Annotated in this window: 26 protein-coding genes; 16 read left to right on the top strand and 10 right to left on the bottom strand. The window is 68.6% G+C overall.

Annotated elements, in window-relative coordinates:
* From NA8_RS29535 to ctaE, 4 genes are all read right to left on the bottom strand, one after another.
* The coding region (locus NA8_RS29535) for a cytochrome b (protein ID WP_169810579.1) at positions 1–567 on the bottom strand (567 nt) is incomplete at its 3' end.
* Complete coding sequence (qcrA, locus tag NA8_RS29530) at positions 564–1,739, bottom strand: cytochrome bc1 complex Rieske iron-sulfur subunit (RefSeq protein WP_063053602.1); 1,176 nt, start codon at positions 1,737–1,739, stop codon at positions 564–566. The genes NA8_RS29535 and qcrA, both read right to left, overlap by 4 nt.
* Positions 1,740–1,835: 96 nt before the next feature.
* Positions 1,836–2,699, bottom strand: coding sequence for a cytochrome bc1 complex diheme cytochrome c subunit (qcrC, locus tag NA8_RS29525; RefSeq protein ID WP_084467177.1), 864 nt, complete (start codon positions 2,697–2,699; stop codon positions 1,836–1,838).
* Between the two features lie 85 nt (positions 2,700–2,784).
* Positions 2,785–3,396, bottom strand: coding sequence for an aa3-type cytochrome oxidase subunit III (ctaE, locus tag NA8_RS29520; protein ID WP_063053595.1), 612 nt, complete (start codon positions 3,394–3,396; stop codon positions 2,785–2,787).
* A gap of 199 nt (positions 3,397–3,595) precedes the next feature.
* On the opposite strand from ctaE, the gene NA8_RS29515 reads away from it, so the two are divergent.
* The 3 genes from NA8_RS29515 (at position 3,596) to NA8_RS29505 (ending at position 5,745) form a co-directional block, all read left to right on the top strand.
* Positions 3,596–4,027 carry a hypothetical protein gene (locus NA8_RS29515; protein ID WP_063053594.1) on the top strand — a complete coding sequence of 144 codons (432 nt, stop codon included), beginning with the start codon at positions 3,596–3,598 and terminating at the stop codon, positions 4,025–4,027.
* Between the two features lie 210 nt (positions 4,028–4,237).
* The gene (gene trpD, locus NA8_RS29510; protein WP_063053593.1) at positions 4,238–5,299 is read left to right on the top strand and encodes an anthranilate phosphoribosyltransferase; all 1,062 of its coding nucleotides are present in this window, start codon (positions 4,238–4,240) and stop codon (positions 5,297–5,299) included.
* A 155-nt stretch (positions 5,300–5,454) separates the two neighbouring features.
* Positions 5,455–5,745, top strand: coding sequence for a hypothetical protein (locus tag NA8_RS29505; protein WP_063053592.1), 291 nt, complete (start codon positions 5,455–5,457; stop codon positions 5,743–5,745).
* A gap of 6 nt (positions 5,746–5,751) precedes the next feature.
* Here NA8_RS29505 and NA8_RS29500 read toward each other — a convergent pair whose 3' ends face one another.
* Both NA8_RS29500 and NA8_RS29495 read right to left on the bottom strand, forming a co-directional pair.
* The gene (locus NA8_RS29500; RefSeq protein ID WP_040865888.1) at positions 5,752–6,027 is read right to left on the bottom strand and encodes an Lrp/AsnC family transcriptional regulator; all 276 of its coding nucleotides are present in this window, start codon (positions 6,025–6,027) and stop codon (positions 5,752–5,754) included.
* A gap of 5 nt (positions 6,028–6,032) precedes the next feature.
* On the bottom strand, positions 6,033–7,829 hold the full coding sequence (locus NA8_RS29495) for a DEDD exonuclease domain-containing protein (RefSeq protein WP_063053600.1): 1,797 nt from the start codon (positions 7,827–7,829) through the stop codon (positions 6,033–6,035).
* 595 nt (positions 7,830–8,424) lie between these two features.
* Here NA8_RS29495 and NA8_RS29490 point away from each other — a divergent pair.
* From NA8_RS29490 to NA8_RS29445, 10 genes are all read left to right on the top strand, one after another.
* Positions 8,425–8,994 carry a C40 family peptidase gene (locus NA8_RS29490; protein ID WP_063053599.1) on the top strand — a complete coding sequence of 190 codons (570 nt, stop codon included), beginning with the start codon at positions 8,425–8,427 and terminating at the stop codon, positions 8,992–8,994.
* A gap of 280 nt (positions 8,995–9,274) precedes the next feature.
* Positions 9,275–10,276, top strand: a complete 1,002-nt coding sequence (locus NA8_RS29485; protein ID WP_063053591.1) for an NlpC/P60 family protein — start codon at positions 9,275–9,277, stop codon at positions 10,274–10,276.
* A gap of 141 nt (positions 10,277–10,417) precedes the next feature.
* A complete protein-coding gene (locus tag NA8_RS29480) occupies positions 10,418–11,419 on the top strand; it encodes a hypothetical protein (protein WP_063053598.1) in 1,002 nt (333 codons plus the stop codon).
* Between the two features lie 320 nt (positions 11,420–11,739).
* Positions 11,740–12,867, top strand: coding sequence for a glycosyltransferase family 4 protein (locus NA8_RS29475; protein ID WP_063053590.1), 1,128 nt, complete (start codon positions 11,740–11,742; stop codon positions 12,865–12,867).
* 29 nt (positions 12,868–12,896) lie between these two features.
* Entirely contained in the window at positions 12,897–13,280 is a 384-nt protein-coding gene (locus NA8_RS29470; protein WP_063053589.1) for a hypothetical protein, read from the top strand.
* A 37-nt stretch (positions 13,281–13,317) separates the two neighbouring features.
* Positions 13,318–13,755 carry an SRPBCC family protein gene (locus NA8_RS29465; protein WP_063053588.1) on the top strand — a complete coding sequence of 146 codons (438 nt, stop codon included), beginning with the start codon at positions 13,318–13,320 and terminating at the stop codon, positions 13,753–13,755.
* Positions 13,752–15,062: an ArsA family ATPase gene (locus tag NA8_RS29460; RefSeq protein ID WP_281199190.1), complete on the top strand. Its 1,311-nt coding sequence runs from the start codon at positions 13,752–13,754 to the stop codon at positions 15,060–15,062. The genes NA8_RS29465 and NA8_RS29460 overlap by 4 nt, the downstream gene beginning before the upstream one ends.
* Positions 15,052–15,468 (top strand): hypothetical protein, encoded by a 417-nt coding sequence (locus NA8_RS29455; protein ID WP_063053586.1) that lies wholly within the window; start codon positions 15,052–15,054, stop codon positions 15,466–15,468. Before NA8_RS29460 ends, NA8_RS29455 begins: the two co-directional genes overlap by 11 nt.
* Positions 15,465–16,475 (top strand): ROK family protein, encoded by a 1,011-nt coding sequence (locus NA8_RS29450; RefSeq protein ID WP_063053585.1) that lies wholly within the window; start codon positions 15,465–15,467, stop codon positions 16,473–16,475. The genes NA8_RS29455 and NA8_RS29450 overlap by 4 nt, the downstream gene beginning before the upstream one ends.
* Positions 16,476–16,653: 178 nt before the next feature.
* Entirely contained in the window at positions 16,654–17,385 is a 732-nt protein-coding gene (locus NA8_RS29445) for a lysophospholipid acyltransferase family protein (RefSeq protein WP_063053584.1), read from the top strand.
* Between the two features lie 70 nt (positions 17,386–17,455).
* Here NA8_RS29445 and NA8_RS29440 read toward each other — a convergent pair whose 3' ends face one another.
* A complete protein-coding gene (locus NA8_RS29440) occupies positions 17,456–18,772 on the bottom strand; it encodes a prenyltransferase/squalene oxidase repeat-containing protein (protein WP_063053583.1) in 1,317 nt (438 codons plus the stop codon).
* A gap of 50 nt (positions 18,773–18,822) precedes the next feature.
* A complete protein-coding gene (locus NA8_RS29435) occupies positions 18,823–19,674 on the bottom strand; it encodes a DMT family transporter (protein WP_157106988.1) in 852 nt (283 codons plus the stop codon).
* A 248-nt stretch (positions 19,675–19,922) separates the two neighbouring features.
* On the opposite strand from NA8_RS29435, the gene NA8_RS29430 reads away from it, so the two are divergent.
* From NA8_RS29430 to NA8_RS29420, 3 genes are all read left to right on the top strand, one after another.
* Positions 19,923–20,687 carry a sporulation protein gene (locus NA8_RS29430; protein WP_063053581.1) on the top strand — a complete coding sequence of 255 codons (765 nt, stop codon included), beginning with the start codon at positions 19,923–19,925 and terminating at the stop codon, positions 20,685–20,687.
* Positions 20,688–20,761: 74 nt separating this feature from the next.
* Positions 20,762–22,327, top strand: coding sequence for an alkaline phosphatase D family protein (locus tag NA8_RS29425; protein ID WP_063053580.1), 1,566 nt, complete (start codon positions 20,762–20,764; stop codon positions 22,325–22,327).
* Between the two features lie 52 nt (positions 22,328–22,379).
* The gene (locus NA8_RS29420; protein ID WP_063053579.1) at positions 22,380–23,657 is read left to right on the top strand and encodes an FAD-binding oxidoreductase; all 1,278 of its coding nucleotides are present in this window, start codon (positions 22,380–22,382) and stop codon (positions 23,655–23,657) included.
* 312 nt (positions 23,658–23,969) lie between these two features.
* Here NA8_RS29420 and NA8_RS29415 read toward each other — a convergent pair whose 3' ends face one another.
* Both NA8_RS29415 and ctaC read right to left on the bottom strand, forming a co-directional pair.
* On the bottom strand, positions 23,970–24,386 hold the full coding sequence (locus NA8_RS29415; RefSeq protein ID WP_063053578.1) for a cytochrome c oxidase subunit 4: 417 nt from the start codon (positions 24,384–24,386) through the stop codon (positions 23,970–23,972).
* Positions 24,387–24,400: 14 nt separating this feature from the next.
* Positions 24,401–25,492 (bottom strand): aa3-type cytochrome oxidase subunit II, encoded by a 1,092-nt coding sequence (gene ctaC, locus NA8_RS29410; protein ID WP_084467178.1) that lies wholly within the window; start codon positions 25,490–25,492, stop codon positions 24,401–24,403.
* Positions 25,493–25,820 lie beyond the last annotated feature (328 nt).

Below are 25,820 nucleotides of genomic sequence, written 5' to 3'. Positions count from 1 at the left end.
GATCAGCCAGTGCATCCAGGTGCCGATGATCGGGATGCTCATCGTGATGCCGCCGAACGCGGCCCGCAGGCCGGTGCCCGACAGCAGGTCGTCGGGCAGCGAGTAGCCGAAGAAGCCCTCGAACATCGCCAGGATCAGCAGCAGCGAACCGATCACCCAGTTCGCTTCACGCGGCTTGCGGAACGCGCCGGTGAAGAAGATCCGGAACAGGTGGATGATGATCGAGGCCGCGAACAGCAGCGCCGCCCAGTGGTGGACCTGCCGCACGAACAGACCGCCGCGGACCTCGAAGGTGATGTTGAGGGCGGTCTCGTACGCCCGCGACATCGTCACACCGCGAAGCGGCTGATAAGCGCCGTTGTAGACGACCTCGCTCATCGACGGGTCGAAGAACAGGGTCAGGTACACGCCCGACAGCAGCAGGATGATGAAGCTGTAGAGCGCGATCTCGCCGAGCAGGAACGACCAATGGGTCGGGAAGACCTTGTTGATCGACCGCTTCATGAACGCGGCGGCGCGGTACCGCTCGTCCGCCTCGCTGGCTTGGGCTGCGACTGAAGGACTCATGAACGGCGCTCCCAGTAGGCCGGGCCGAGCGGCTCGATGAAGTCGCCGTTGGCGACCAGGAAGCCCTCAGCGTTGACGGTGATCGGCAGCTGCGGCAGCGCGCGAGCGGCGGGACCGAAGACCGGCTTGCCCCACTCGGTCGCGGAGAACTGCGACTGGTGGCAGGGGCACAGGATCCGGTTGGTCTGCTGCTCGAACAGCGAGGTGGGGCAGCCGAGGTGGGTGCAGATCTTCGAGTAGGCGAAGTAGTCGCCGTAGTTGAAGCTCTCCTGACCCTTGCGCTTGATCGCCTTCTGCGCGTCTTCGGTGCGCAGACGGATCAGCATGACGGCGTTGCGGATGCCGCGCAGCGACTGCAGCGTCGCGTGCTCGTCACCGCGCCACTTCTCCTTCCACGGGAACACCGTCTCCATGGCGCCCGCGTCCAGGTCCTCCGGGCGCACCAGCACCACGTCCTCCGGGCGACCGGTGTCGCGGCGGATGTAGATGGTCTCGCCCGGATAGTCCGGAGTCCAGCCGGAGACCCACAGCGGCGACTTGTCGCCCTTGGCCCACGGGTTCTTGATCATGCCGCCGACGAACACCAGCAGCGCGCCGATGCCGAGCACGCCGACACCCGCGCCCGCGGTGCGGGTGATCATCTTGCGGCGGCCCAGGGTGGAGGTGTCCAGCGCGTCCTGCAGCTCGGCGACCAGGGTGCGGCGCTCGACCTCCGGCGACGGACCGTCGTGCCGCTGCTGGATGGACAGCTCGGCGGGAATGAACAGCTTGCGGATCAGCACCACCGCGACGCCGATCACCAGCACCGAGATGCCGAAGGTCAGGCCGACCAGCGGGGTGAACAGCGAGTAGAGCCCGTGGCCCTCCTCCTCCTTGCCCTTGAACTCCCACGGCCAGAACAGGAACACGCCGACCAGCGCCGCGGCCGCGAGGCCGGAAACGGCGAACCAAAAGGTGACCGCGCGCTCGGCGCGCTTCTCCGCCCGGGTGCCCGGGATCGGGAAGCGCTCGCGGCGATAGGCGACGTCGACGCCATCGCGCTCGGTACCGAGCTTGACCAATTCGTCACGCGACAGCTTGTCGAGCTCCGCCTCGGTGGGCTCCACCGGGGTGGCGTTCACCGACTGCTCGTTCGACTGCTGCGCGTCGTGGCCCTCATCCGGGCGACCCATGTCGTCTCGCTCCTTACTGCTCATGACCTGTGTCCTTTCGGCATGGCCGGGCGCCCTCCGTGGCCACGCTAGCTACCGCCTCCAGGCGCTGACCGGTCATGACCGGGATCCGATCCACATAGCGGCACCGACCACGAGCGTGATGCCGACCACCCAGATGGCCAGGGCCTCGGTCGCGGGACCGAAGCCGCCGAGGTCCCAGCCGCCGGGGCTGTGCTCCTCGGTCGCGTTCTTGACGTAGGCGACGATGTCGCGCTTCTCCTCCGGGCTCAGCTGGCGGTCGGAGAACTTCGGCATGTTCTGCGGGCCGGTGAGCATCGCGGCGTAGATCTGCTGCTCGCTGGCCGGTTCCAGCGGCGGCGCGAACTTACCGGAGGACAGCGCGCCGCCGCGGCCGGTGAAGTTGTGGCAGGACGCGCAGTTCATCCGGAACAGCTCCGAACCGCGGGCGATGTCGTCACCGCGCAACGACTCCTGGGCGATCTCACCGTCGGCGTCGCGCAGCACGGTCGGGCCGCCGCCGTTGGCCGCCACGTACGCGCTCAGCGCGTCGGTCTGGTGGGCGTCGAACTTCGGGGGCTTGCGCTGGGCCTGGGCCTCGTTACGCGCCATCGGCATGCGCCCGGAGGACACCTGGAAGTAGACCGCGGCCTCGCCGACGCCGATCAGGCTGGGACCGCGATCGGCGACACCCTGCAGGTTGGCGCCGTGGCAGGTGATGCAGGACGTGTCGTAGAGCTGCTGACCCTCGCGAATGAGCGCGGACTGGTCCTCGTGCGCGGTCGCACGCTGCGGGTCCGGCGTGAGTGCCGATGCCAGGAAGCCTGCTCCGACGAGGCCCACCAGCAGCGCAAGCCCGCCCGCGATGCGACGGCGAACGCGGCGCTGCCTGCGCGTCTTGCTGGCCTGGCCGTTCCCGGGGCTGGCGGGCTCTGGCGCTGACGGGGGAGATGAACTCATCTGTGTCCCTTTGGAGTAGACGGAACCGACTTCTGCGAAAGATCCTGGGTCGCACCGCGCGCGTTCGGCAGCGCGGCGGCCACGATCAGCGGACGAAGTAGATCGTGGCGAACAGCCCGATCCACACGATGTCGACGAAGTGCCAGTAGTAGGAGACGACGATCGCCGCGGTGGCCTGCGCCGGGGTGAACTTGCTGACCTTGGTGCGCACCAGCAGGAACACGAACGCGATCAGACCGCCGATCACGTGCAGACCGTGGAAGCCGGTGGTGATGTAGAACACCGAGCCGTAGGAGCTGCCGGCGATCGACGTGCCCTCGTGCACCAGGTTCATGTACTCGTAGCCCTGGCCGCCGACGAAGAACGCGCCCATGATCAGCGTGACGACGTACCAGCGGCGCAGGCCGAACACGTCGCCCTTCTCCGCGGCGAACACGCCCATCTGGCAGGTGAACGACGACGCGACCAGCACGGCCGTGACCGGCACTGCGAGCTTCAGATTCAGCTCGGTCGGCTCCGGCGGCCAGTTACCGTGCGCCTGGGCGCGCGCGACGAAGTACATCGCGAACAGGCCTGCGAAGAACATCAGCTCGCTCGACAGCCAGATGATGGTACCGACGCTGACCATGTTGGGCCGGTTCAGCGAATGCACACGCTGGGTAATGGCCGATCCTGGGGTCCCTACTGCGGTCGTCACGGGGGTAAGTATGACTCGTCGTAGTACGACAGCCGAACCCGGGTACGAAACTCGTTCCTCCGTGTCGGAAAACGCAGGAAGGGGCAGGCTCTCGACCAGGCGGGGCGGGGCGCGAGCGGGGTCGGCGCCCCCGGAACGGGTCGCACAGCGCGGACGAACGCCCGGCCAGCATGACAGGCGAGGGTAAGGAGAAGCTGAGATGAAGACAGATATGGGACCGCGGCTGTGGCGGCGGCTGTTCCGGCGGGACCGGCCCACCCCGCTGGACCCGGACCGAGCGGACCTGGTCGTGGTCGCGGCTTGCTTCGACGACACCGAGGCGTGCTCGGCCGTGCTGGCGCGCGCGACCGGGCTGACGCCGGACGCACCGGCGGTGCTACGGCATCACTTGCGCATTCCGCCGCGTCACGTGCCCACCGTCTGCGCGATCGCCGCACAGGACGGCTACTCCCCCGCGCCGCCGGCCGGCGGCCCTGGCGGCGACGAGCTCGAGACGGTGATTCTCCAGCGAGTCCAACTGCTCGACGCGCTGCACTGCTCCCAGGAACGCTCGCGCATGGCCGGCCTCGCCCAGCGCCACGACGGCACCGCCGACGGCTGGGACGCCCTGCAACCGGGCCCACACCCATAACGGCCCCGCGACCAGCCTCGTTCGACGGCGCCGACCCAGTGGCATCGGCTCAACTCCCGGTTTCGAGCGAAGCGAGACCGAGCACGCGCCGCTCGCGAGCCACAAAGGGGCCGCGAACACCCAGCGCCGCAGGCGCTGGAAGAACCAACAGAGCTAGGCTGCGTGCGGACGAACTGGTGCGTGAAACCGGTGTGACGGGAGAAGTGTGGAATGAGCGTGCGCAGCTGGCCTCAGGTGCTCGGAGTCCTCGCCGACGGTGGCGACCTGGCCGCGGACGACACGTCGTGGGCGATGAACGAGATCATGTCCGACAACGCCACTCCCGCGCAGATCGCCGCGTTCGGCGTCGCCATGAAGATCAAAGGCCCGACGCCCGCCGAACTGACCGGCTTGGCCGCGGGCATGCTCGACCACGCCCGGCTGGTGCGCATCGATGGCGACGCGGTGGACATCGTCGGCACCGGCGGGGATCGGTCCGGTTCGGTGAACATCTCCACCATGTCCTCGATCGTGGTGGCCGCCGCCGGTGTTCCCGTTGTCAAGCACGGCAACCGGGCCGCGTCGTCGAAGAGCGGCGGCGCGGATGTGCTGGAAGCGCTCGGCGTGAAGCTCGCGCTCGGTCCCGAGGCGGTGGCGCGCTGTGTGCGCGAGGTCGGCATCGGCTTCTGCTTCGCGGCCGTGTTCCATCCCGCCCTGCGCTATGCGGGGGCGGCCCGCAGCCAGATCGGCATACCGACGGTGTTCAACGTGCTCGGACCGCTCACCAACCCCGCGCAGCCGCGCGCCGGGCTGGTCGGCTGCGCGTTCGCCGACCTGCTGCCCGTCATCGCGGGGGTGTTCGCCGAACGCGGTGCGAGCGCCCTGGTGGTGCGCGGCAACGACGGGCTCGACGAGATCACCACCTCGGACACTACCGACGCGTGGATCGTCTCGGGCGGACGGACGCGTCGGACCACCATCGATCCCACCCGCATCGGCATCCCCCGGGTCGAACTGGACGCGCTGCGCGGCGGCGACGCCGAGGTGAACGCGGGCGTGGCCCGCGACGTGTTCGCCGGTCGCGGTGGTGCGGTCCGCGACGCGGTGCTGCTGAATTCGGCGGCGGCGATCGTGGCCTACGACTGGTCGCGCGGCGCGGGTAATCCGGACGCGGATCTGCATGCCGCGCTCGCCGCGGGCATCGAGCGCGCCGCCGAGGCGATCGATGCGGGCAACGCGGCCGCGCTGCTGGAGCGCTGGGCGAAGCTGACGCAGACACTAGGCGACAACTGACGCGGGTCGGTCGATGCGTGCGGGTCGACACGCTGACCTGAACGAAGGCCCTGATCGGCGCTGTCGCGGCCGGTAACGTTCGAGGCGGCAATCCGGCGCATCGCCGAGTTCGTCGGGCACCGCGCCGGCCGGTTCGACCGACGAGGAGCACAGATATGCGACCCACCGTTCCGGCGCTACTCGCTGTCCTCGCCACCGCGGGTATCGCCGCCGCCGCGCCAGGAGCGAACGCGGCCGAAGGCGCCTTGTTCGCTGCGGGCCTCAGCTACGAGAACCCGGCGGGCTGCCTCGATGTCGGCGACGGGTCCGATGTGGAGATCCGCAACCGCACCGACGGCGTCGTGCACCTGTACGACGTGCCGGGCTGCTCGGGCGATGTCGTCGAAGTGCTCGCGCCGAACGACGCCGCGTATTTCGCGGTGCTCAGCGTCCGCGTCGAGGACTGAACGGGGCTAGTCGCCGAGTGAGAACGCGGCCTCCACTTCGGCCCGCGAGTACGACTTGAACGCGATGTGCGTCGTGGTGCGCAGGACACCGGGCGTCTTGTCGATCCGGGCGGTCACCACCTCGGCGATCTGCTCGTGGTCGCGCACCCGCACGATCGCGATCAAGTCCACGTCGCCCGCGCAGGAGTAGACCTCGGCGACGCCCTCGGTGTCCGCGACCGCTTGCGCGGTCTCGGGGATGCGGCCGTTGTCGGCGTGAATCAAGACGATCGCGGTAATCATGACGCTCAGCCTAAGCGGTCGAGATAGCCCTGCTCGGTCGGTTGCGCGCGGACCGCCGCGTCGGCCAGTTCGGCCCAGCCCAGCCACCGCGCCGCGCCGAACAGCGGCTCCCGATACCCCTGCGTGGTGCGCACGATCCGCACTCCCGGCCGGGCCAGCCAGCGGGCGACCAACGCCACCTCTTCCGGCGAAGCGCCCCGCAACGGCGGCGCGTCTTCCGTGATCGGCGCTTCCCCCTCCGGCAGCGGATGCTCGGCGAGAACCACCGTCGGAATCACCGTTTCGGCGGCGGCGACGATCTGGTCCACGAGGGGCATCGGCGGCACGCCGCGCGGTGCGGTGCCGGACCCGGCCAGGCGGCCGTACCGGATGACCGCGAATTCCCACCCGCCGTCGCCGTCGGGATGCGCGGCGATCAATTCGGCTATGCGGGCCAGCGCGGCCAGCCGTTGCATACGGCGCAGCGCCCGCACCACCCGCGCCGCACGATCGCGCAGCCGCGCGGCCGCTTCGAAATGCTGGGCACGCGAGTGTGTTTCGATGCGATCGAGGATGGACCGGATCGGCGCGTCGCTGTGCCCGGCGAACAGTGCCCGCACGAGCGCGGGCGCAGCAGCGTACCGCGCCATATCCAGCGGGTTGCCCGTGGAGCCCGCCGGACACCCACCGACGAGGGCGGGCGGGCACTCGTGCACCGCCCTGCGCGACAGCCGCGTCGTGCAGGTGCGCAGTCCGGTGAACTCGGCGATGATCACGCCCAGCTCGGCGGCGTCGTTGCGGGAGTGGAACGGCCCCAGCGCGTCCCGGGTGGGTTCGCGCACCACTGAGAACCTCGGGAACGGCTCGTCTGTGAGGGTGAGCCACCAGGCACGCTTCGGGAATTTCGACCGGCGATTGTACGGCGGCGTGTGCGCCACCAGCAGCCGCAGTTCGCGCACCCCCGCCTCGAGCGCGTGCGCGCACACCACGTGGTCGACCCGAATCGCCAGAGACACCATCTCTTTCATCCGGCCCCGGGTCTCCGAACCGGTGAAGTAGTTACGGACACGACGGCGCAGGTTCACAGCCGTACCTATATATAGGACTTCGTCTGAAGGACCGCGGAATAGATACACACCGGGAGCAGCGGGGAGATCGGCCGCGAGGACGCGCTTGGAGCGCTGCCGGGGCGTGACGTCGGGCAGATAGTCCAGCAGCTCGGTGAGGCTGTGGACGCCCTGGTTCCCGACTCGTCCGATCAGCGCGTGCAACACGTCGACGGTCGCACGGGCGTCGTCCAGTGCGCGGTGGGTCGGTTGGGTGGAGGCGCCGAGCAAGCGCGCCAGCGAGCCCAGGCGCACGGAGGGGGCCTCGTCGCGCCCGAGCACCCGTCGCGCCAGTTTGACGGTGCACAGCACCTGCGCGGCCGGCCACGGGGTGTCGCACTGCGCCGCGGCGGCGCGCAGGAACGCCATGTCGAACCGGGCGTTGTGTGCGACCAGCACGGCGCCCGCGGCGAATTCCAAGAAGCCCGGCAGCACCGCCTCGATCCCCGGCGCGGCGTACACCATCGCGGTGGTGATGCCCGTGACGTGCACTATCGCGGGCGGAATCGCGCGTCCCGGGTTGACCAGCGTCGCGAATTCGCCGAGCACCTCCCCGCCGCGCACCTTCACCGCACCGATCTCGGTGATGCCGTCGGCTCCGGGACTGGTCCCGGTGGTCTCCAGGTCCACGACCACGAAGGTGGTGTCGTACAAGGGGGTGTCGAGCTCGTCGAAAGCCAGCTGCTGGACGGCCGGGCGCGGCGCGGGGTCGGACACGGCGAGCAGCGTAGGGCCACGGTCCGACAGGAACCGGGCACGCGGATCCGCCACGAAATGTCCGAATTACACCGTGGGGATTCTCGGGCGATACCCGGGAAATGATCTAGGAATGCGGAAAAGAGACCCAGATCACAAAAAGTACAAAACTGTATCAAACATTGCCGCGAGTCCTGCTAAATGCAGTCGATCAACACCAGGCAAGCCGATCACCCCCGGCTCTACAGTGTACGAACGGGCCACCATGCCGTGCCCTACGGTGCTTTCGGGCTGTTTACCTGGCAAAACGCGGGTCGGGTCAACCCGAGGCCGCCGACCGGTCCGGGCCGCTCCGCCGACCCGTCGCAACCGGACTCTTCCGGGCATTTCCGCACCGTTATCTTTTTGTGATTCCGTGGGACACATCTCACAGCGTTTGGCCCGCGCAATTGTTGAGCAGACCCTTTTCGCATTGCCCGGCCTTTACAAATCACCGTGATGTGTTCGTAACCTTTTCGAGACCTCACGGAGTCCGCCGCGCCAACCGGTGCGGCCCAGACGAAGTCCGCGGCACCACCGGGTGCGGCGTCGTGAGGCAGATTGGGAGTTCCGCATCATGACGACCAACGCCGTCAAGCGTCACGCACAGCGCGCTGTTGCCGCCGGGGCCGTCGGCGCTGCCACTCTCGGCGCGTTCCTGCTGCCCGCAGCCCCCGCGTCGGCCCAGCCGGTGACCATCCCCGGCGTGGGAACCTTCGACGTGCCCAACGAGATCCCGGTCCCGCCGGCTCTGCCGGGCCTCGAGCTGCCCGGTCCCGCCCCCCTTCCTTTCGCCGCCCCCAAGAGCTCCGGCGAGATCGCCTTGGACGCCGCTCTGAGCAAGGTCGGCTCCCCGTACGTCTACGGCGCCGCGGGTCCCAACTCGTTCGACTGCTCCGGCCTGGTCCAGTGGTCCTACCGCCAGGCGGGCGTCGAGCTGCCCCGCACCAGCGGTGCGCAGCTGTCCGCGGGCAGCCCGGTCTCGCTGAACGATCTGCAGCCGGGTGACCTCGTCTCGTTCTACGGCGGCAGCCACTCCGGCCTCTACGCCGGCGACGGCAACGTCGTGCACGCGTCCACCTCGGGCCAGCCCGTGAAGGTCGCGCCGATCTCCTCCATGCCGGTCGCGGGTGCTCGCCGCTTCTGAGAAGCAACTGGTCGGGCCGCTGAATCGCGGCCCGACCGCACCAACGGCCCGTGATCGTTCCGTGCTCTACTGGACATCGATGCGGACCGTTCCGTAACCTAACCGAGACCTTCCACCGATTACCCGCGGTTCGCCGCCGCAAACCTCGGGTTCGGCGAAGGACTCTGCGTCGGTTTCACGAGAGATCGCTTCACGAGAGAACGGGGCACCGCGGGCTGTGGTTGAACATCACCGGAGACAGCAGACCAAACGTCTGGTGGGTGGGACGCTGGCAGCCGGAATGCTGGCCGCGGCCCTCTACGGCGGCGGTCCGGCCGCAGCCGATCCGGTAGCGCTTCCCTCCACGGCCACCGAAGCCGTGCAGCGGATGATCGATCTGTCTCATCAGTCCGAGCAACTCAACCAGCAGGCACTGGGAGCGGAGGCCGAGCTGGAGGCGAAACTCGCCGTGCAGCGCGACGCCGACGCCCGGCTGGCCGCCAGTACCGACGCGGTCAACCGTGCCCGCGACGAGGTCCGCCGGTACCAGCCGGTCATCGACCGCACCGCGATCGCCGCCTACCAGGGCGCCCGCACCAACCGCCTGTTCGCCGTGCTGGTCAGCGACTCACCGCAGCAACTGCTCGACCAGATGTCCACGCTGGACGTGGTATCCGCGCAGACCTCCGAGCAGCTCGACCACTACGAGAAGGCCACCGACGCCGCCACCGCGGCCGAATCGGCGGCCCGCGCCGCCTCCGACGCGGCCCGTTCCGCCGCGCAGAAGGCCGAGGCGGTACGCATCGATCTGGAACACAAGCGCAGTGATCTCGGCGGCGCCATCGCACAGGTGGTACAGGCCTGGGGCACGCTGTCGGCGAAGGACAAGTCCGCGCTCGCCGGATCGCCGTTCCCGCCCGGATTCGACCGGGACACCCTCTTGCAGGGCCTCGTTCCCGGCAGCGGCACCAGCGCGCTGGCGGCGGGACTCACGCGGATCGGTGATCCCTACGTCTGGGGCGCCACCGGCCCGGACCAGTTCGATTGCTCCGGCTTGGTCCAGTGGGCCTTCAAGCAGGTCGGCAAGAACGTGCCACGAACCAGTTCGCAGCAGGCCACCTACGGCACCCCGGTGGCCAAGGCCGATCTGCAGCCCGGCGACGTCGTCTTCTTCTACTCCGACATCTCGCACGTCGGCATCTACGCGGGCAACGGACTCATGCTGCACGCCTCGACCTTCGGCGTTCCCGTCGCGGTCGCGCCCATGGGCTCGACACCGTTCCATTCGGCTCGGCGATACTAGACCCTGTGAGCGAGCCAAGCAGCGGCACCGCACTACCCCAGGCACGACCGACGGGCTGCGGACAACCGTGAGCGACCCATGCGGTCGACGCGGCGCGACCGCACGGCACCGCGGCGCCATGGCGCCGGACGGCGTGCGCCGATGACCGGCATGCGGAAGTCGCGCGACTGGTGGTCGGCGCGGCGGCGATTCGAGTTCTGCCTCACCGTCGCGATGGTGGTGGCGCTCACCGGCGTGTGCGTCGCGCTGATCATGTTGCCGAACACGGTGCTACCGAAACTGCGAGCCGCCGCACCGGGGACGACCGAGGCGGTGGGTCAGGCGGCGGCCGCCGATCCCAGGCTCGCCGAGGTGCGGCGCATCGTCGAACCGTTCGGCTCCCTCGTCGCCCGGCAGGTGCCGACCGGTGACGGACGACAATCCCTGGTCGTCGGCCATCCCGATCAGCGAATCGAAATCGACGTGCTGGAGCGTGAACTCGCCGACGCCACCGCCGCGGTGACCGACGTCTGGGGTCCCGGCTGGTCGCAGTCCACGCTCGTCGTCGTCGCCTCGTCGCCTTCGGAGTTCGCGGCGCTGCTGCGTTCGCCCGACCTGCTGCCCGCCGAAGTCGCCGCCGCCTCGGTCGCCGACCCGTTCACGCCGGGCAGCAACCCCACCGGCCAGCGTGTCGTCTTCGGTCCCGACACCGCACGCCGCCTCGATCCCGAGGGCATGGCCACCCTGCTTCGGCACGAACTCACCCACATCGCCGCGCGCGCGGACACCGTCGACGGCGCGCCGCTGTGGATGCTGGAAGGCTTCGCCGACTACACCGCGCACCACGGCGAAGACCAGCGGTTCGCCGACATCGCCCCCACCCTCACCGCGCATGCCCACGCCGGGCAGATCCCCGCCGATCTGCCCGCCGACGCCGAGTTCGCCGGCCCCGACGCCGCCTTCACCTATGAGAAGGCCTGGTCGATCTGCGCCTTCGTCGCCGAGAAATACGACCGTCCTCGCCTCGTCCAGCTCTACCACCGCATCGCGGCGGGCAAACAGGACCCGACCACCGAAGACGGCATCCTCCGCGAAGTCCTCGGCGCCACCCGCACCGAGTTCGTCGACGACTGGCGAGAGTGGGTCCGAGCCCGGACCGCCTGACCCGCCCCACGAGTACCGGCCGACGTGAAGATCACCCGCCGAGCCACGCACACGATGCCCCCGGAACTCGAATGCCGATGCACTACGAGCCGCGTGCACGATGTCCAGAGTTCGCGCCCCGACGCGCCCAGCGCACCTCCACTCCCGGTTTCGAGCGAAGCGAGACCGAGCATCCGCCGTTCGCGGCCCGGCTCGCGTTTGCGCGGCCGCCGCGTAGGTGACGAAGGAGCAAGCGGCGGTCGCGCAAACGCGAGCCGTAAGGGGGCCGCGAACACGCCGCGCCGCAGGCGCGGCCAAACAAACACAGTATTTTGTTGCGCATGGCCCGAACTTTGCTGGTTACCAATGATTTCCCGCCGCGGCCGGGCGGTATCCAGTCGTATCTGCAGGCGTTGGCCGGTGAGCTGCCGCCGGATGACCTGGTCGTCTACGCTCCGCGCTGGCGCGGCGACAGTCATCTGAAGTTCGACGCCAAGCAGAAGTTCCAGGTGATTCGCCATCCCACCACGCTGATGCTGCCGACTCCGCTCGTGCTGCGCCGCGCCGCGCGACTGCTGCGGAGCGAACAGTGCGACACGGTGTGGTTCGGGGCGGCGGCACCGCTGGCGCTGATGTCGCCCGCGCTGCGTCGCGCGGGCGCCGAACGCATCGTGGCCAGTACGCACGGCCACGAGGTCGGCTGGTCGATGCTGCCCGGAGCCAGGCAGGCGCTGCGGGTCATCGGCGAGCAGACCGATGTCGTCACCTACGTCAGCCGATATACCCGCCGCCGGTTCGCGTCCGCGTTCGGGGCGAACGCGGCGCTGGAGTATCTGCCGCCCGGGGTCGACACCGAAGTGTTCCGTCCGGATCCGGCGGCTCGTGCCGAGCTGCGCGAACGTTACGGCTTGGGCGACCGTCCGACCATCCTGTGCCTGTCGCGGCTGGTGCCGCGCAAGGGGCAGGACGCACTGATCCTGGCTATGCGCGATATCCGCGAGCGAGTGCGGGGGGCGGTCCTGGTGATCGCGGGTGGCGGCCCTTTCGAGGACAAGCTGCGCGCCCTCGCGGTCGCCGCGGGCGTCACCGAGGACGTGGTGTTCACCGGCCGCGTCCCGTCCGGTGAGCTGGCCGCGCATCACACGCTGGCGGACGTCTTCGCGATGCCCTGCCGGACCAGGGGGGCCGGCCTGGACGTGGAGGGGCTTGGCATCGTCTACCTGGAGGCCTCGGCGTCCGGCGTCCCGGTGGTGGCGGGCAATTCCGGCGGCGCGCCGGAGACCGTGATCGAGGGCAGGACCGGGCGGGTGGTGGACGGCCGCTCCGTGCAGCAGATCGCCGACGCACTGGTGGAGATCCTGTCCGATCGGGAGGCGGCCGCGCGGATGGGTGTGGCGGGCCGGGCGTTCGTCGAGCAGCAGTGGCGCTGGGACACCCTGGGCGCGCGCCTGCGACAGCTGCTGCGGTGATCCGCGTCGCATCTACTACGCTCAGCGGAGTGAGCAGTATCCAGGTCGCAGATCAGACCTTCGTCGCCGCATCGGGGGCCGCCGTGGCCGACCTGCTGGCCGGCCCGAACCAGTGGCGCCGCTGGTGGCCGGACCTGGACTTGGAGGTCCGGGAGGATCGGGGTGAGAAGGGTATCCGCTGGTCGGTGTCCGGGGCGCTGACCGGAACCATGGAGGTGTGGCTGGAGCCCTCGCTCGACGGGGTGATCCTGCACTACTTCCTGCACGCCGAACCGCAGCCCGCGCTGCCGGCGGGCAAGCTCGCCGCCGCCAACCGGGCGCGCCGGGTCGCGGGCAAGAACATGTCGTTCGAAGTGAAGTCCCGGCTGGAGTCGGGTCGCCCGGCCGGCGTCGCTCCCGCGGCCCTGTCTTGATCTACCAGCACCGACGCTGAAAGGAATCGCTGTCCGCATGGCCGACAGGACCCAGAGATCAATCGTCATCGAGGCCCCGTCGCAGCAGGTGATGTCCGTCATCGCCGATCTGGCGTCCTACCCGGAATGGGTCTCGGCGGCGAAGTCGGTGGAGGTGCTGGAGATGGGACCGGACGGCTTGGCCGAGACCGCCCGGTTCGTGCTGGACGCCGGGGTGGTCAAGGACACCTACGTCCTGTCCTACGACTGGCGCGCCGACCGTAGGGCGGTCAGCTGGCGGCTGCTCAGCGGCGAGTTGCAGAAGGCCCAGAACGGCACCTACGAGCTGATCGATCGGCCGGACGGCGGCACCGAGGTGCTCTACACGCTGACCGTCGATCTGAACATCCCGATGATCGGCATGTTCAAGCGCAAGGCCGAGAAAGTGATCACCGACACCGCGCTGAAGGAACTGAAGAAACGGGTCGAAGGCTGACCGCGCACAAGACCCGGGTCGAACTGTTCGTCGGCAAGGGTGGGGTAGGCAAGACCACGCTCGCGTGTGCCACCGCCATGGCCGAGGCCAGATCTGGCCGCCGCGTGCTGATCGCCTCGCTCGATCAGGCGCATTCGCTGGGCGACGCGCTCGGCTTCCGTTTCCCGCACGATCCCGGCACCGTCACCGGCGTCGCCACCGTGCTGCCGAGCCTGGACGTGATCGAGATCGATTCGCTCGCGCTGCTCGAGGACCGGTTCCGCGATGTGGTGCGGTTGATCTCCACCGGCCGCGGGCACGAGCACGGTTTCGATCTCGCCGCGCTGGATCCGGCGGAGCTGACCGGATTGCCCGGCGTGCAGGAACTGCTGATGCTGGTGGAGATCACCCAGTTCGCCGCCGAGGACGACTGGGATCTGATCGTCGTCGACTGCCCGCCCTCGGCGGACATGCTGCGCATCGTCAGCGCGCCCGCCACCCTGCTCGGTTACCTGGAACGGATGTGGCCGCCGCACGCGCGGACGATGAGCGCCATCGGCACCGACCTGCGCCGCGCCGTGCTCGCGGCCACGGTCGAACGGATCGTCAAGGCGGTCACCGAGGTTCGCGATCTGCTCACCGACCACCGGCGCACCGGAGCGCGGCTGATCACCGTCGCCGAGCGGGTGGCGGTGGCCGAATCGGAGCGGGTGCGTTCCGCCGCGGCGTTGCTGGGCCTGCGGCTGGATGCCGTGGTGGTGAACAAGGTACTGCCCGATCTCGCGCCGCCCGCCGACCCGGGCGCGGCCGAACATCCGGCGGTGCACTGGTATTCGAACCGGCGCGGTGAGCAATCGGACGTCATCGCCGATTTGCGGCGCAAGATGCCGGGTATCCCCGTGGTGATCGCGCAGCACACCGGCGCCGAGCCGATCGGGCTGAACTCGCTGGCCGCGCTGTCGCACGCGATGGACTCGGCGGGCGACACCGGTGACGCTGCGCTTATGCTGAGCGACAATCAGACGGAGGTCGACGCGAGTTCCGGCGAACCGCTGGTTCTGCGGGAATCCGGCACCGGATTGCAGTCGGTGTACGCGCTGCGCATGCACCTGCCGGTGGTCGACGCCGCCACGTTGCGCCTTGGCCGAGTGGAGGACGATTTGATCGTGGGAGCGGACGGTGTCCGGCGGCGGGTGCGCCTGGCGCCGGTATTGCGGCGGTGCACGGTCGACGGCGCCGAGCTCGATGACGGGTGTCTAGTGGTCCGATTCCGGCCCGATCCGCGGGTGTGGGCGCAGGCGTCCGAAAGTCACGACGATGACCGGTGATCCGCACCCGCCCGAGGGCCACGAGGCAGGCGGCCACACCGCGGCGGACGGCATCAGCGAATTCGCCGAGGAGTTGAAGCTGCTGGCCGAAGCGGTGCTGGAACGGGTCGAGCCGGTTCTGCGGCGCGCCGCCGACGGGCAGGGCGAGTGGGCCGGCTGCAACTGGTGCCCGGTGTGCGCGGCCGCGGCGCTCGTGCGCGGGGAACACCACGACGTGTTGGCCGCGGTCGCCGAGCACGGCACCGCGATCGTCACCGTGCTGCGCGAAGCGCTGGCGGGGGTGCCGGTCGAGCCGGTCATGCCCACCGACGCCGACCCGGAGACCGGTGCGCCGCACCGGCACGGTCCAGGCGAGGACGGCGATGGCCCCCGTTACGTCGACATTCCCGTGACGATCAAGGTATGACGCACCAGATGGCCGGTACACGACCGCTGACCGTCGGAATAGATGTCGGCGGCACCAACATTCGGGCGTCGGTGATCGACGACAGCGGCGAGGTGCTCGACACGGTCCAGGCGCCTACGCCGCATTCCGCCCGCGCGCTGGAGGACGCGCTGGACCGGGCCGTGCGCGACCTGTCCGGCCGGCATTCCATCGGCGCGGTCGGCTTGGCGGTCGCCGGATTCATCAACGGCGATCGCTCCACCGTGCGGTTCGCCCCGCACCTGCCCTGGCAGGACGCGCCGGTCGCCCAGCGACTCACCGAACGGCTGGGCCTGCCGGTGATCCTGGAGCACGACGCCAACGCGGCGATGTGGGCCGAATACCGGTTCGGCGCCGCGGCGGGCGGGCACAACGTGGTGCTGATCGCGATCGGCACCGGCATCGGCGCCGCCTTGTTGATCGACGGCCAGTTGTACCGGGGCACGCACGGCGTCGCACCGGAACTCGGTCATCTGCAAGTCGTTCCGCAGGGGCGGCCCTGTCCGTGCGGCAAGCACGGCTGCTGGGAGCGCTATTGCAGCGGAACCGCACTGGCCGAGACCGCGATCGAGATGCTGGCCAGCGACACGGTGCACTCCGTGCTCGCCAGGGACGTGGCGCGCGATCCCGGCTCGCTGACCGGACGGCGGGTCGCGGGCGCCGCGCAGGACGGCGACCCGCTCGCGGCGCGGGTGCTGGCCGACTTCGCGCGCTGGCTGGGCCTCGGGCTGGCGTTCGTCAGCGACATCTTCGATCCCGACCTGGTGGTCATCGCGGGCGGGGTCAGCAGTTCGGCGCCGCTGTTCCTGGACGAGGCGCGCGAGGAGTACGCACGCACGATCACCGGTGCGGGACACCGGCCGCTGGCCCGCATCCGGACCACCCAGCTCGGTGAGGCGGCGGGCATGATCGGCGCCGCCGATCTCGCCAGGGCCGCCCTGCCCCCCGGCGCGGGCAAATCCGTTCGCATCGCGCGGACCGGCCGTTGACTCCGCAGGCGACGAGGATCGTGGTCTGGCGCGACACGCCGGTGCTCGCCATCGGTCGGCGTCGGCGCCGAAGTGTGGTGAGATTCGCCGCCGCGGTTGGATGTGATCTTGCACCAGCGGTAAAGTCGGCATCTGAAGCAGGTGCCCGCAACTATCCCGGTCCCGGGGGAAGGACGTCATGTTCTACTGGCTGCTGAAGTTCGTGCTGCTGGGACCGTTCATCCATCTCTACAACCGGCCTACGGTCGAGGGTGTGGAGAACATTCCGGCGGACGGGCCGGCCATCATGGCGGGTAACCATCTCTCCTTCGCCGACTGGCTGTTCGCTCCGTTGCTGAGTCCACGGCGGATCAACTACCTCGCCAAGGCCGAGTACTTCACCACCCCGGGCATCAAGGGCCGGTTCCAGAAGTTCTTCTTCAGCGCCTCGGGTCAGTACCCGATCGACCGCAGTGGAGCCGATGCCGCCGAGGACGCGCTGAACGCCGCCCGCAAGCTGCTCGACCAGGGCCGTCTGGTCGGCCTCTACCCGGAGGGCACCCGTTCCCCCGACGGCCGGCTGTACAAGGGCAAGACCGGATTGGCCCGCTTGGCGCTGGAGACCGGTGTCCCCGTCATCCCGGTCGCCGTCATCGGCACCGACGAGGTCAGCCCGCCCGGACCGTTCCGCTGGCGCCGCAGGAAGGTGACGGTCAAGTTCGGCAGGCCGATCGACTTCTCCCGCTACGAAGGAATGGGCGGCAACCGATTCGTCGAACGCGCCGTCACCGATGAGGTCATGTACGAGCTCATGCAGCTCACCGGCCAGGAATACGTCGACGTCTACGCCCACAGCCTGAAGAAGGGCGTCCCCAGCGGCAGCCGCCCCGAGGCCGTGCCCGTCCGCATCCCGGACACCGCCGCCGGCTGATTCCGCCACGACGTCTGCCCCGAGACCGTCAGTCTCGGGGCGTTTTCATTCCGGGCACCGAGCGGACTCGCTACGCGAGCAGAAAAGCGACGACAGGGAACACGATCGCCGTGAACGCGGCGAATACCACGGCACCGACTTTGCCTTTGGGAATCGAGTTCAACCGTGTGGCCGCGAAACCATAGATTCCGAGGAAGACGAAGATCAAGCCCCAGGAGACCAGGGCCCGACTGGCGATCTCTCCCGAACGCCCGGCGAATATCAAGGCCAGAGTGACGATCGTCGACCCCGACGCGGCGCCCATCGCCAAGAACGCCGCTCCTGCGGGGCTGTTCATGACCATCGGCGCACGACCGACCGGGACGACCTCTTGCGGGTCCGTGTGATGAACACCTTCGCGTCGGCACAACATGTCGAAAACTCTCGCGGGGTTGACCCACTCGCCGACCTGGGATCGCACCTGAGCGAGGGCGTGCACGGCCTGCGCGGTCGCGTACGAGGTGATGAAACCTTCACGGGACGTGCGAAATCCACCGCGATCTCGATGGATCGGTGACAATTGCTGATAGTCGAGCAGCTCGATGAACGCCCTGCGGAAGGTCGGATGGAAGACCCAACGGTCATCCGAACTTGCCAGCGCCGCGACCGACAGCTGCAACGTAGCGTGATGCCAGGTCTGTGCCACGCTGCCGCGGCGTATCTGTTCTTCCTCGAGCCTGCCGAGACCGGCGTCCAGGGCGCTGAGCACTTTTTCGGTTGCCAACTCATGGGCTCGGCGCACCCGGGTGCCACCGAGCCCCGCGATCTCCGGTACCGCCAGCAGACTCCCGATCTGCGCCGCCGCGTAGTTCGGGTCGACCCGTGGGTCTTCGGCGAGCATTGCGGACACCAGAAAAGTGGTGCCGCGCAGCGCAGCACGCGCAGCCTCGTCGTCGGACGCAGACAACTCCACCAGCGCCCGGATCGCCGCCGTCGTGGCCGTCACCGAGACCGCGGAGACACCGTCGGCCAGCGACCAACCACCTGTGTCGGCGTCTTGTGCGGCAAGTAACGCGTTACGGCAGGCCACCAGATCGGCGTCTGCGGCGGCCACGCCGAAGCATCGCAGGGCACGCAGCCGCCACGCCGCGTCTACGGGCGCATGGAACTCCCACTCGCCGCGAGTGCTGTGACGGACCACGTCGCGCCGCACCAGTGCCAGTACCGCTGTTGCTTCCGGCACAGGCCGGTTCACAAGGGACAACGCGCACACGACCTCGGCGGTGTCCTGCGGATTGGGTGGCACGTCGGTCGACCATCCCCAGCCCGCATACCCGTCGTCGTGCTGGACCAGATTCCTGCCGAACCAGTCGGCAGCCAGGCCGATGCGGTCGTCGACGTATGACACAGTGCCCCCTCGCGAACGGTGAAACTCATTGCCCTCAAGGGTCTTACGACTCACCCGCCCGGCCGTCGACCGCCAATATATCCGCTCTCGGCGTCCAGCAGAACCGCTACGACGACGAGAGTCCCACCTAACGCCGTCGGCAGCGAGAGCTGCGACGTGTCCACTGCCGCGACCGCGATCGAGGCCACGACCGCCTCGTTCACACCGAGCGCACCGGCGATCGGCGGGCTGAGACGCCGCATCGCTCGCCAGTACAGCGCGAATCCCGGACCGAGCAAGGTTGCCCCGAGCCCCAGCTCGGCCAGCATTCGTGCCCAGTCCCAAGTGGTCATCGTCAGGAAGGGCGCGGTGAGCACGCCCGCGACAGCCAATTGCAGCCCGGCCGAGACTATAGGATCGCGGTCCTGAGATTCCCGGGCCACCAGCACGATCAACGCGGTCACCGCGGCCGCGCTACCGAGTGCCAAACCGCAACCGATCAGTGCATTGCCACTACCGATCCCCGCCCGAGACCGCGCGGCGACCAAAACGATGGCGGAAGCCAGCAGGAGCAACTCGACCCCGATCCGGAGATCCATCGCCCGTTTCCCGGTGGCCACGGCCAGGAGCAGCAACATGATCGGAGAGGCCAGGTGCAACGCAACGACCACGGGTACAGGGCCGATGGTCAAGGCAGCGACGTACAGGGAAATGTTCAAAGCCTCGAGCAAACCCAGTCGGATATAGATTCGCGGGTGCGAGCCCAGCTCGACGCCTGGCCGCCGACCGGTGACCGCGGCGATTATCAGCAGGGGAGTCGCGGCGCCCATCGCCACCAGCGGCCCCGCTCCGTTCGACCCCAGCAAGGCGAGCCCGGCACTGAACAACCCCCACAAACTTGTCCCTGCGACGAGTAACGCCACCGACGATGCCCATCCTCCAGCCGACTGTCGCATTCCCACCCCCTTTTGGAGTCAGGGGGCTTGGGTGCCTCATGACTCCGAGACTGCAGCGACGTCGAGTGCCGGAATGTGCTGCGCCATCGAGTATTCCAAGTTCGATTACGTTACGGTGGGCGGACAGAGGCAACCCGCGAGGTGTGCGGTGAGGTTGCCCACAACGCAAGCAAACGCCAAGGTCTTCTTCAGCAGTGGCGAGGAGACTGCGGAGCATGTTCAAGAAGTTGCTGGCGGCGGCCGGGGTCGGTGGGGCCGAGGTGGAGACCGAGTTGTTCACGCCGGGTGTGCAGCCCGGGGGCACGGTCGAGGGTGTGATCCGGTTGCGGGGTGGGGCGGTCGCGCAGGAAATCGCTCAGGTGGCGGTCGAGTTCGTGACCAGGGCCGAGCAGGAGTACGAGGATCACGAAGGCCTGCGCGATATCGCGTTCGGCCGTACCGGGGTGCACGGGCCGTTGCATCTGCCCGTGGGTGCGGTGCCGGAGTTCCGCTTCGCGGCCCGCGCGCCGATGGAAACGCCGATCACGTTCTACAACGGCAGGCACCTGCCCGGCACGGTGGTGTCGCTGCGCACGGTCGTGGAGATCCACGGCGCGGTGGACGCCGCCGATACCGACCCGATCGGTGTCGGCGCGTTGCCCGCCCAGCATGTGCTGCTGGAGGCGGTGGAGCGCCTGGGATTCCACCTGCGCAGCGCGGACGTGGAATCGGGGCGGGTGCACAACACACCTCAGACGCTGCCGTTCTACCAGGAGATCGAGTTCGCCGGTTCGCCGCGCTACCCGCGCCTGAACCAGCTCGAGGTGACTTTCGTCCCGACCGAGACCGGCATGAGTGTGGTCCTGGAGGCGGACAAGCGCGGCGGATGGATCTCCGAGGGTCGCGACGTCTTCGACGCGCTCTGGGTGGACTACCAGCACCTGGACGGCGTCGACTGGGCGGGCGAGCTGCACCACCGGCTGGAGCGACTCGCGCACTGAGGTCCCGTTGCCTGTTGGCCGCGCGGACCCGGCGAGTTCATGTGACGTTGACGTAATTGCGCCAGAGTTTCCTCATGAGCGGCTCGGCCTCAGAACCTTCTCGGCGCACCGTCTTACGCGCCTGCGCACTCGGACTCGTGGCGGCCCCTGCGCTGGCGGCCTGCTCGCCGGGCAACGGCCCGGCGCTGGTCCGGCAGCGGCCGGTGCTCACCCACGGCGTGGCGGTGGGTGACCCACGCACCGACGGCGCGCTGATCTGGGCCCGCGCCGATCGCCCCGCCACATTGCTCGTGGAAACCGCCGCAACCGAATCGTTCACCGATACCAAGCGCTTCACCGGACCACTGCTCACGCCGGATTCCGACGGCACCGGCCGGGTGCGGGTCAACGGCCTGCCCCCGGGTCGGCAGGTGCACTACCGGGTGACGCTGCGCGACGAGGACGGCGCAACCTCCGAACCGGTCACCGGCGTCTTCCGCACCGCGCCCACCGCCGCGGCGGACATCCGGTTGCAATGGTCCGGCGACGTCGCGGGTCAGGGCTACGGCATCAACCCGGAACTCGGCGGCATGCGAATCTTCGCCACGATGGCCGCCCGCGACCCGCATCTGTTCCTGCACTCCGGCGACTCCATCTACGCCGACGGACCGTTGAAGGAATCGGTCACGCTGCCCGACGGCCGGGTCTGGCGCAATCTGGTGAGCGAGGCGAAAAGCGCTGTCGCGCAGACCTTGGATCAGTTCCGCGGCAACTACGCCTACAACCTGACCGACGAGAACTACCGCCGGTTCAACAGTTCGGTCGCCCAGGTGGTGCAGTGGGACGACCACGAGACGGTGAACAACTGGTACCCCGGCGGACTCGTCGCCGAGTCCAAGGGCTACACCGAACGCGCCATGGACACCCTCGCCACCCGCTCCTGGCAGGCATTCCACGAGTGGATGCCGCTGGAACCGAGAGAAGCGGTGGACGGCCGCCTGTATCGCAAGATCGCCTATGGACCGCTGCTGGACGTCTTCGTGCTCGACATGCGCGCGAACAAGGACGCCAACGACGTCAACAACGGGCCGAACGGCCGCATTCTCGGTCCGGCGCAGACGAAATGGCTGATCGACGGTCTGCGCGAATCCACCGCCACCTGGAAGATCATCGCCAACGACCTGCCGCTCGGCGTGATCGTTCCGGACGGCGAACAGAAGAACACCACCGCCTACGAAGGTCCCGCAAACGGCGATCGCGGCGCGCCGTCGGGCCGGGAACGCGAGATCGCCCAGGTGCTGTCGTCGATCCGGGCGAACAAGGTGGCGAACGTCGTCTGGCTCACCGCCGACGTGCACTACACGGCCGCCCACCGCTATTCGCCCGAGCGCGCGGTCTTCACCGACTTCGACGAGTTCTGGGAGTTCGTCTCCGGTCCGCTCAACGCGGGCGCGTTCGGCCCGAATCAGCTGGACGGCACGTTCGGCCCAGAGGCGGTCTACGTCCACGCGCCGCCGGTGCAGAACAGCTCGCCGCTGGACGCCTTCCAGCATTTCGGCGAGGTCCGCATCGACGGTAAGTCGAGGGAATTGACCGTCGACCTGTGCGATGCCGCCGGATCCGTCCTGTTCAGCAAGAGCCTTGCGCCCGCGTCGCGGTGACTCCCGGATTCGGGGAAGCGGGGCGGGCCGCGCTGTGGTTAGCTTTTGGGCCATGAGCACGCCGCAAACTGTCTCCAACGCCGAGGAATACCTCCCCCGCGATACCGCCGATGTCGTTCGCACGGTGCGGGATTCACGCGGGCGAACGGAACGGCTGATGGTCCGCGGCGGCGAGCTGCTGGACGAGGGGCTCACGCTACCCGCCCAGCCGACCGTGGTGTCGCTGCGCCGGATGAACCAGGTGCTGGACATCAACCTGGGCAGGCGCACCGTCCGGGTGCAGGCGGGCGCCAAATTGTCCGACATCGACCGCAGGCTCGGCGCCCACGGCCTCGGCCTGCCGATCGTCGGCGACCACCGCGACATCACCGCGGGCGGCTTCGCCTCGGTCGGCGGCGTCAGCGCGGCCTCGCACAAGCACGGCCTGTTCATCGACCAGATCGTCGATCTGGAGTACGTGGACACCGACGGGCGTATCGGTACCTGCGGGCGCACCCACCACACCGAGCGATTCCAGCGCATCCTCGGCGCGGGCGGTCGCGCGGGCATCATCACCGCGCTCACTCTGGACGCCATCGAGATCGACAAGGAGCGCACCTGGCTGACCACCGACGCCGACCGGTTCCTCGACTTCGATTCCTTCGTCGAGCACGCCTACGCCGAGATCACGCGGCCCGGCAACGCCGAACTGCAGGTCGGCCGCTGGGTCGACACCGCGCCGCTGAAGGTGGCGCGTCCGGTCGGCACCGGCCACGTGCAACTGGGCACCGTGCGTTTCGGGCAGTGGTCGAGCCTGTACCCCACCGCGCCCACCCGGGGACTGCGTGCCCGGCGCGAGGTCGGGTCGCGGGCACGGAAATCGCTGGGCGCCATCGCCTCGGCCGCGCCCGGCAAGGCGGGCATGCCGGTGCGCAACGCGGCCGCGGGCGCGGTACTGTTCGCGCCGAAAGTACAGACCCTGCGCGATGCCGAGTATCTGGCCGATACAGCGCTCAGTTCGTCCGAGCGTGGTCCCGCCTACCGGGTGGGCGTTTTCGCGCCCCTGTCGAGCTATGCGTCGGTGTTCTACCGCCTGCACGACCTGTTCTCGGGCCATCGGGAACGCACCGGCTGCTTCACCGTCATCTCAGCGATGACCTACGGCGTGCGCTCGCGCTACCTGCGCACGGAATCCGCCGCCCGCGGCCTGCCCCCCGAAGACCACGGCCTGATCACCTTCACCTGCCGCCTGCGCCCCGCCGCACTGCCCTCGGAACTGCTGCGCGACATCGTCTCCGGCATCGAGGAGATCTGCCGCTCGGAGAACGCGCTGCGGTACGAGGCGGAGTAGATCGGCGGGGGCCCGCATCGAAATCTCACCCGCTTCCAAGGTTCGATCGCCGCCTGGTCGGACACGGCCTGTTCATCGGTATATGTTGACGTCATCACACCCGATCAGAGCGGCGAACCCCTGGGGCGTACTCGCGGAGCCAGGTTTCCGGGCGTTGCGGATGGCGAATGCGTTCGGAGACTACAAGCTGATCACCGAAACACTCCACATCCACCGAAAACGACACGGTCGCCGCAACCCCTCACATCGAGAGTGTTGCGACGACCGCGTGAACCGGCCGGGCCGGTGGGGCCGTTTCGATAGAACTTCAGGTCAGTGCTTCTCCGGCCCGAGGTAGTACTCGAACACCAGACCGGCGGCGGCCGCCAGCACGCAGACGACGCCGATGCCGATCAGCCAGAACTGGAAGAACGCCAGGCCTAGGGCGGTCACCGAACCGGCCGCGGCCAGGGTGATCGGCCAGAAGCTGCCGGGTGAGAAGAAGCCCAGGTCGCCGGCGCCATCCACGATCTCGGCGTCCTCGTAGTCCTCGGGGCGCAGGTCGAGACGACGGGCGACGAACCGGAAGTAGGTGCCGATGATCAGCGACAGGCCCGCGGTCAGCACCATGGCGGTAGTGCCGGCCCACTCCACGCCGGTGCGCGACTGACCGGTGAAGAAGCCGTAGACACAGGCGATGATGACGAAGAACACCGTCAGCAGTTCGAAAATCCGCGCTTCGATCTTCATGTCAGATCAAATCCTCACTTGCTCTCGGCCGAGGCCGCGCTCTTGGTGTCGCGCCTGGTGTTGAACGGCGTGGTGGACGTGGCGACGGGAGACTCACCGATGGCTTCCAACGCCTCGGCGTTGGTCTTGCCCGCCTGGCGCGCGTCCAGGTACTTGGTGAACTTCTCCGGCGTGACCGCGCGGACCTCGAAGTTCATCATCGAGTGGAAGGTGCCGCACATCTCGGCGCAGCGGCCGACGAACGCGCCTTCCTTCTCGATCTCGGAGATCTGGAAGACGTTGTCGGAGTTGTTTTCCTTCGGGTTGGGCATCACGTCGCGCTTGAACAGGAACTCCGGCACCCAGAAGGCGTGGATCACGTCGGCGGCGGCGAGCTGGAACTCGATGACCTTGCCGGTCGGCAGCACCAGCACCGGGATCTCGTTGCTCGAGCCGATCGTCTCGACCTTGTCGTAGTGCAGGTAGGACAGGATGTCGTTCTCCGGCTTGCCGTGCACCGGGCCCGGCTGCGGGTGGCCGTCCTTGGTCCGCTCCTCGTACTGCTCGAGCTGTTCCTGGTTCGCCGTCTCACGCGCGGTGTCGATACCGTCGAACTTGTAGCCGTCCTTGAAGTCGACTTCGCGGTAACCGAACTTCCAGTTCCACTGGAAGGCGGTGACGTCGACCGTGACATCGGGGTCGGCCACCTTCTCGTGCACGTAGTTCTGCACGACCACGGTGAAGTAGAACAGCACGGCGATGATCACGAACGGGATCGCCGTGTAGGTCAGCTCCAGCGGCACGTTGTAGCCGGTTTGGCGCGGGAACTCCGGCGAGTCCGCCTTCTTGCGGTGGAACGCGACGGTCCAGAAGGTCAGGCCCCAGACCAGCACGCCCATCGCCAGCGCGGCGATGACCGACCAGGTCCACAATTCCCGCATCCGGGTGGCCTGCGGCGTGATACCCGACGGCCAGCCGAACCGCAGCCAAACATTGTCGATCGAGCAGCCCGAGACGAGCAGCGCGGTGATCCCCAAGGACACCGCCAGCCCGGCCCGCCGAAGGATGCGGCCCTGCAGACCCCGGGCGGGTCGTGCCCCGATCTCTTCGCTCGCCTTGTGCGCCACGCTCACGCCTTCCTGGTCGCCACACATTCCGACAGTGCATCGTTCGGGGCTGCGATAGGCCCCGACGATACGTCCTAAGCTCGTTTCAGGGCACCCTCCGGGCCAGCGCGTTGCGCGGGTCGCCTGAGAGAGACCTGAGTACTACGCAGCGTAGACCAAACACACCCCCGGTTCGTCGTCGGGTCGGATTCGGCACCTCACCGAGCGCGCACCGATCACCGTCACCAGCGATTCCGTCCCGGACGTGGTGCGCACGACGCGCGGATCCCGTGGGTGCGGCATACTCGGACACTAGATTTCGTCCCCTTGCGCCCCATCCGGTGCGCGC

This window comes from Nocardia arthritidis NBRC 100137 (genome assembly GCF_001612765.1).
GTDB classification, from domain to species: Bacteria; Actinomycetota; Actinomycetes; order Mycobacteriales; family Mycobacteriaceae; genus Nocardia; species Nocardia arthritidis.
This window is presented reverse-complemented; position numbering and strand designations above follow the sequence as displayed.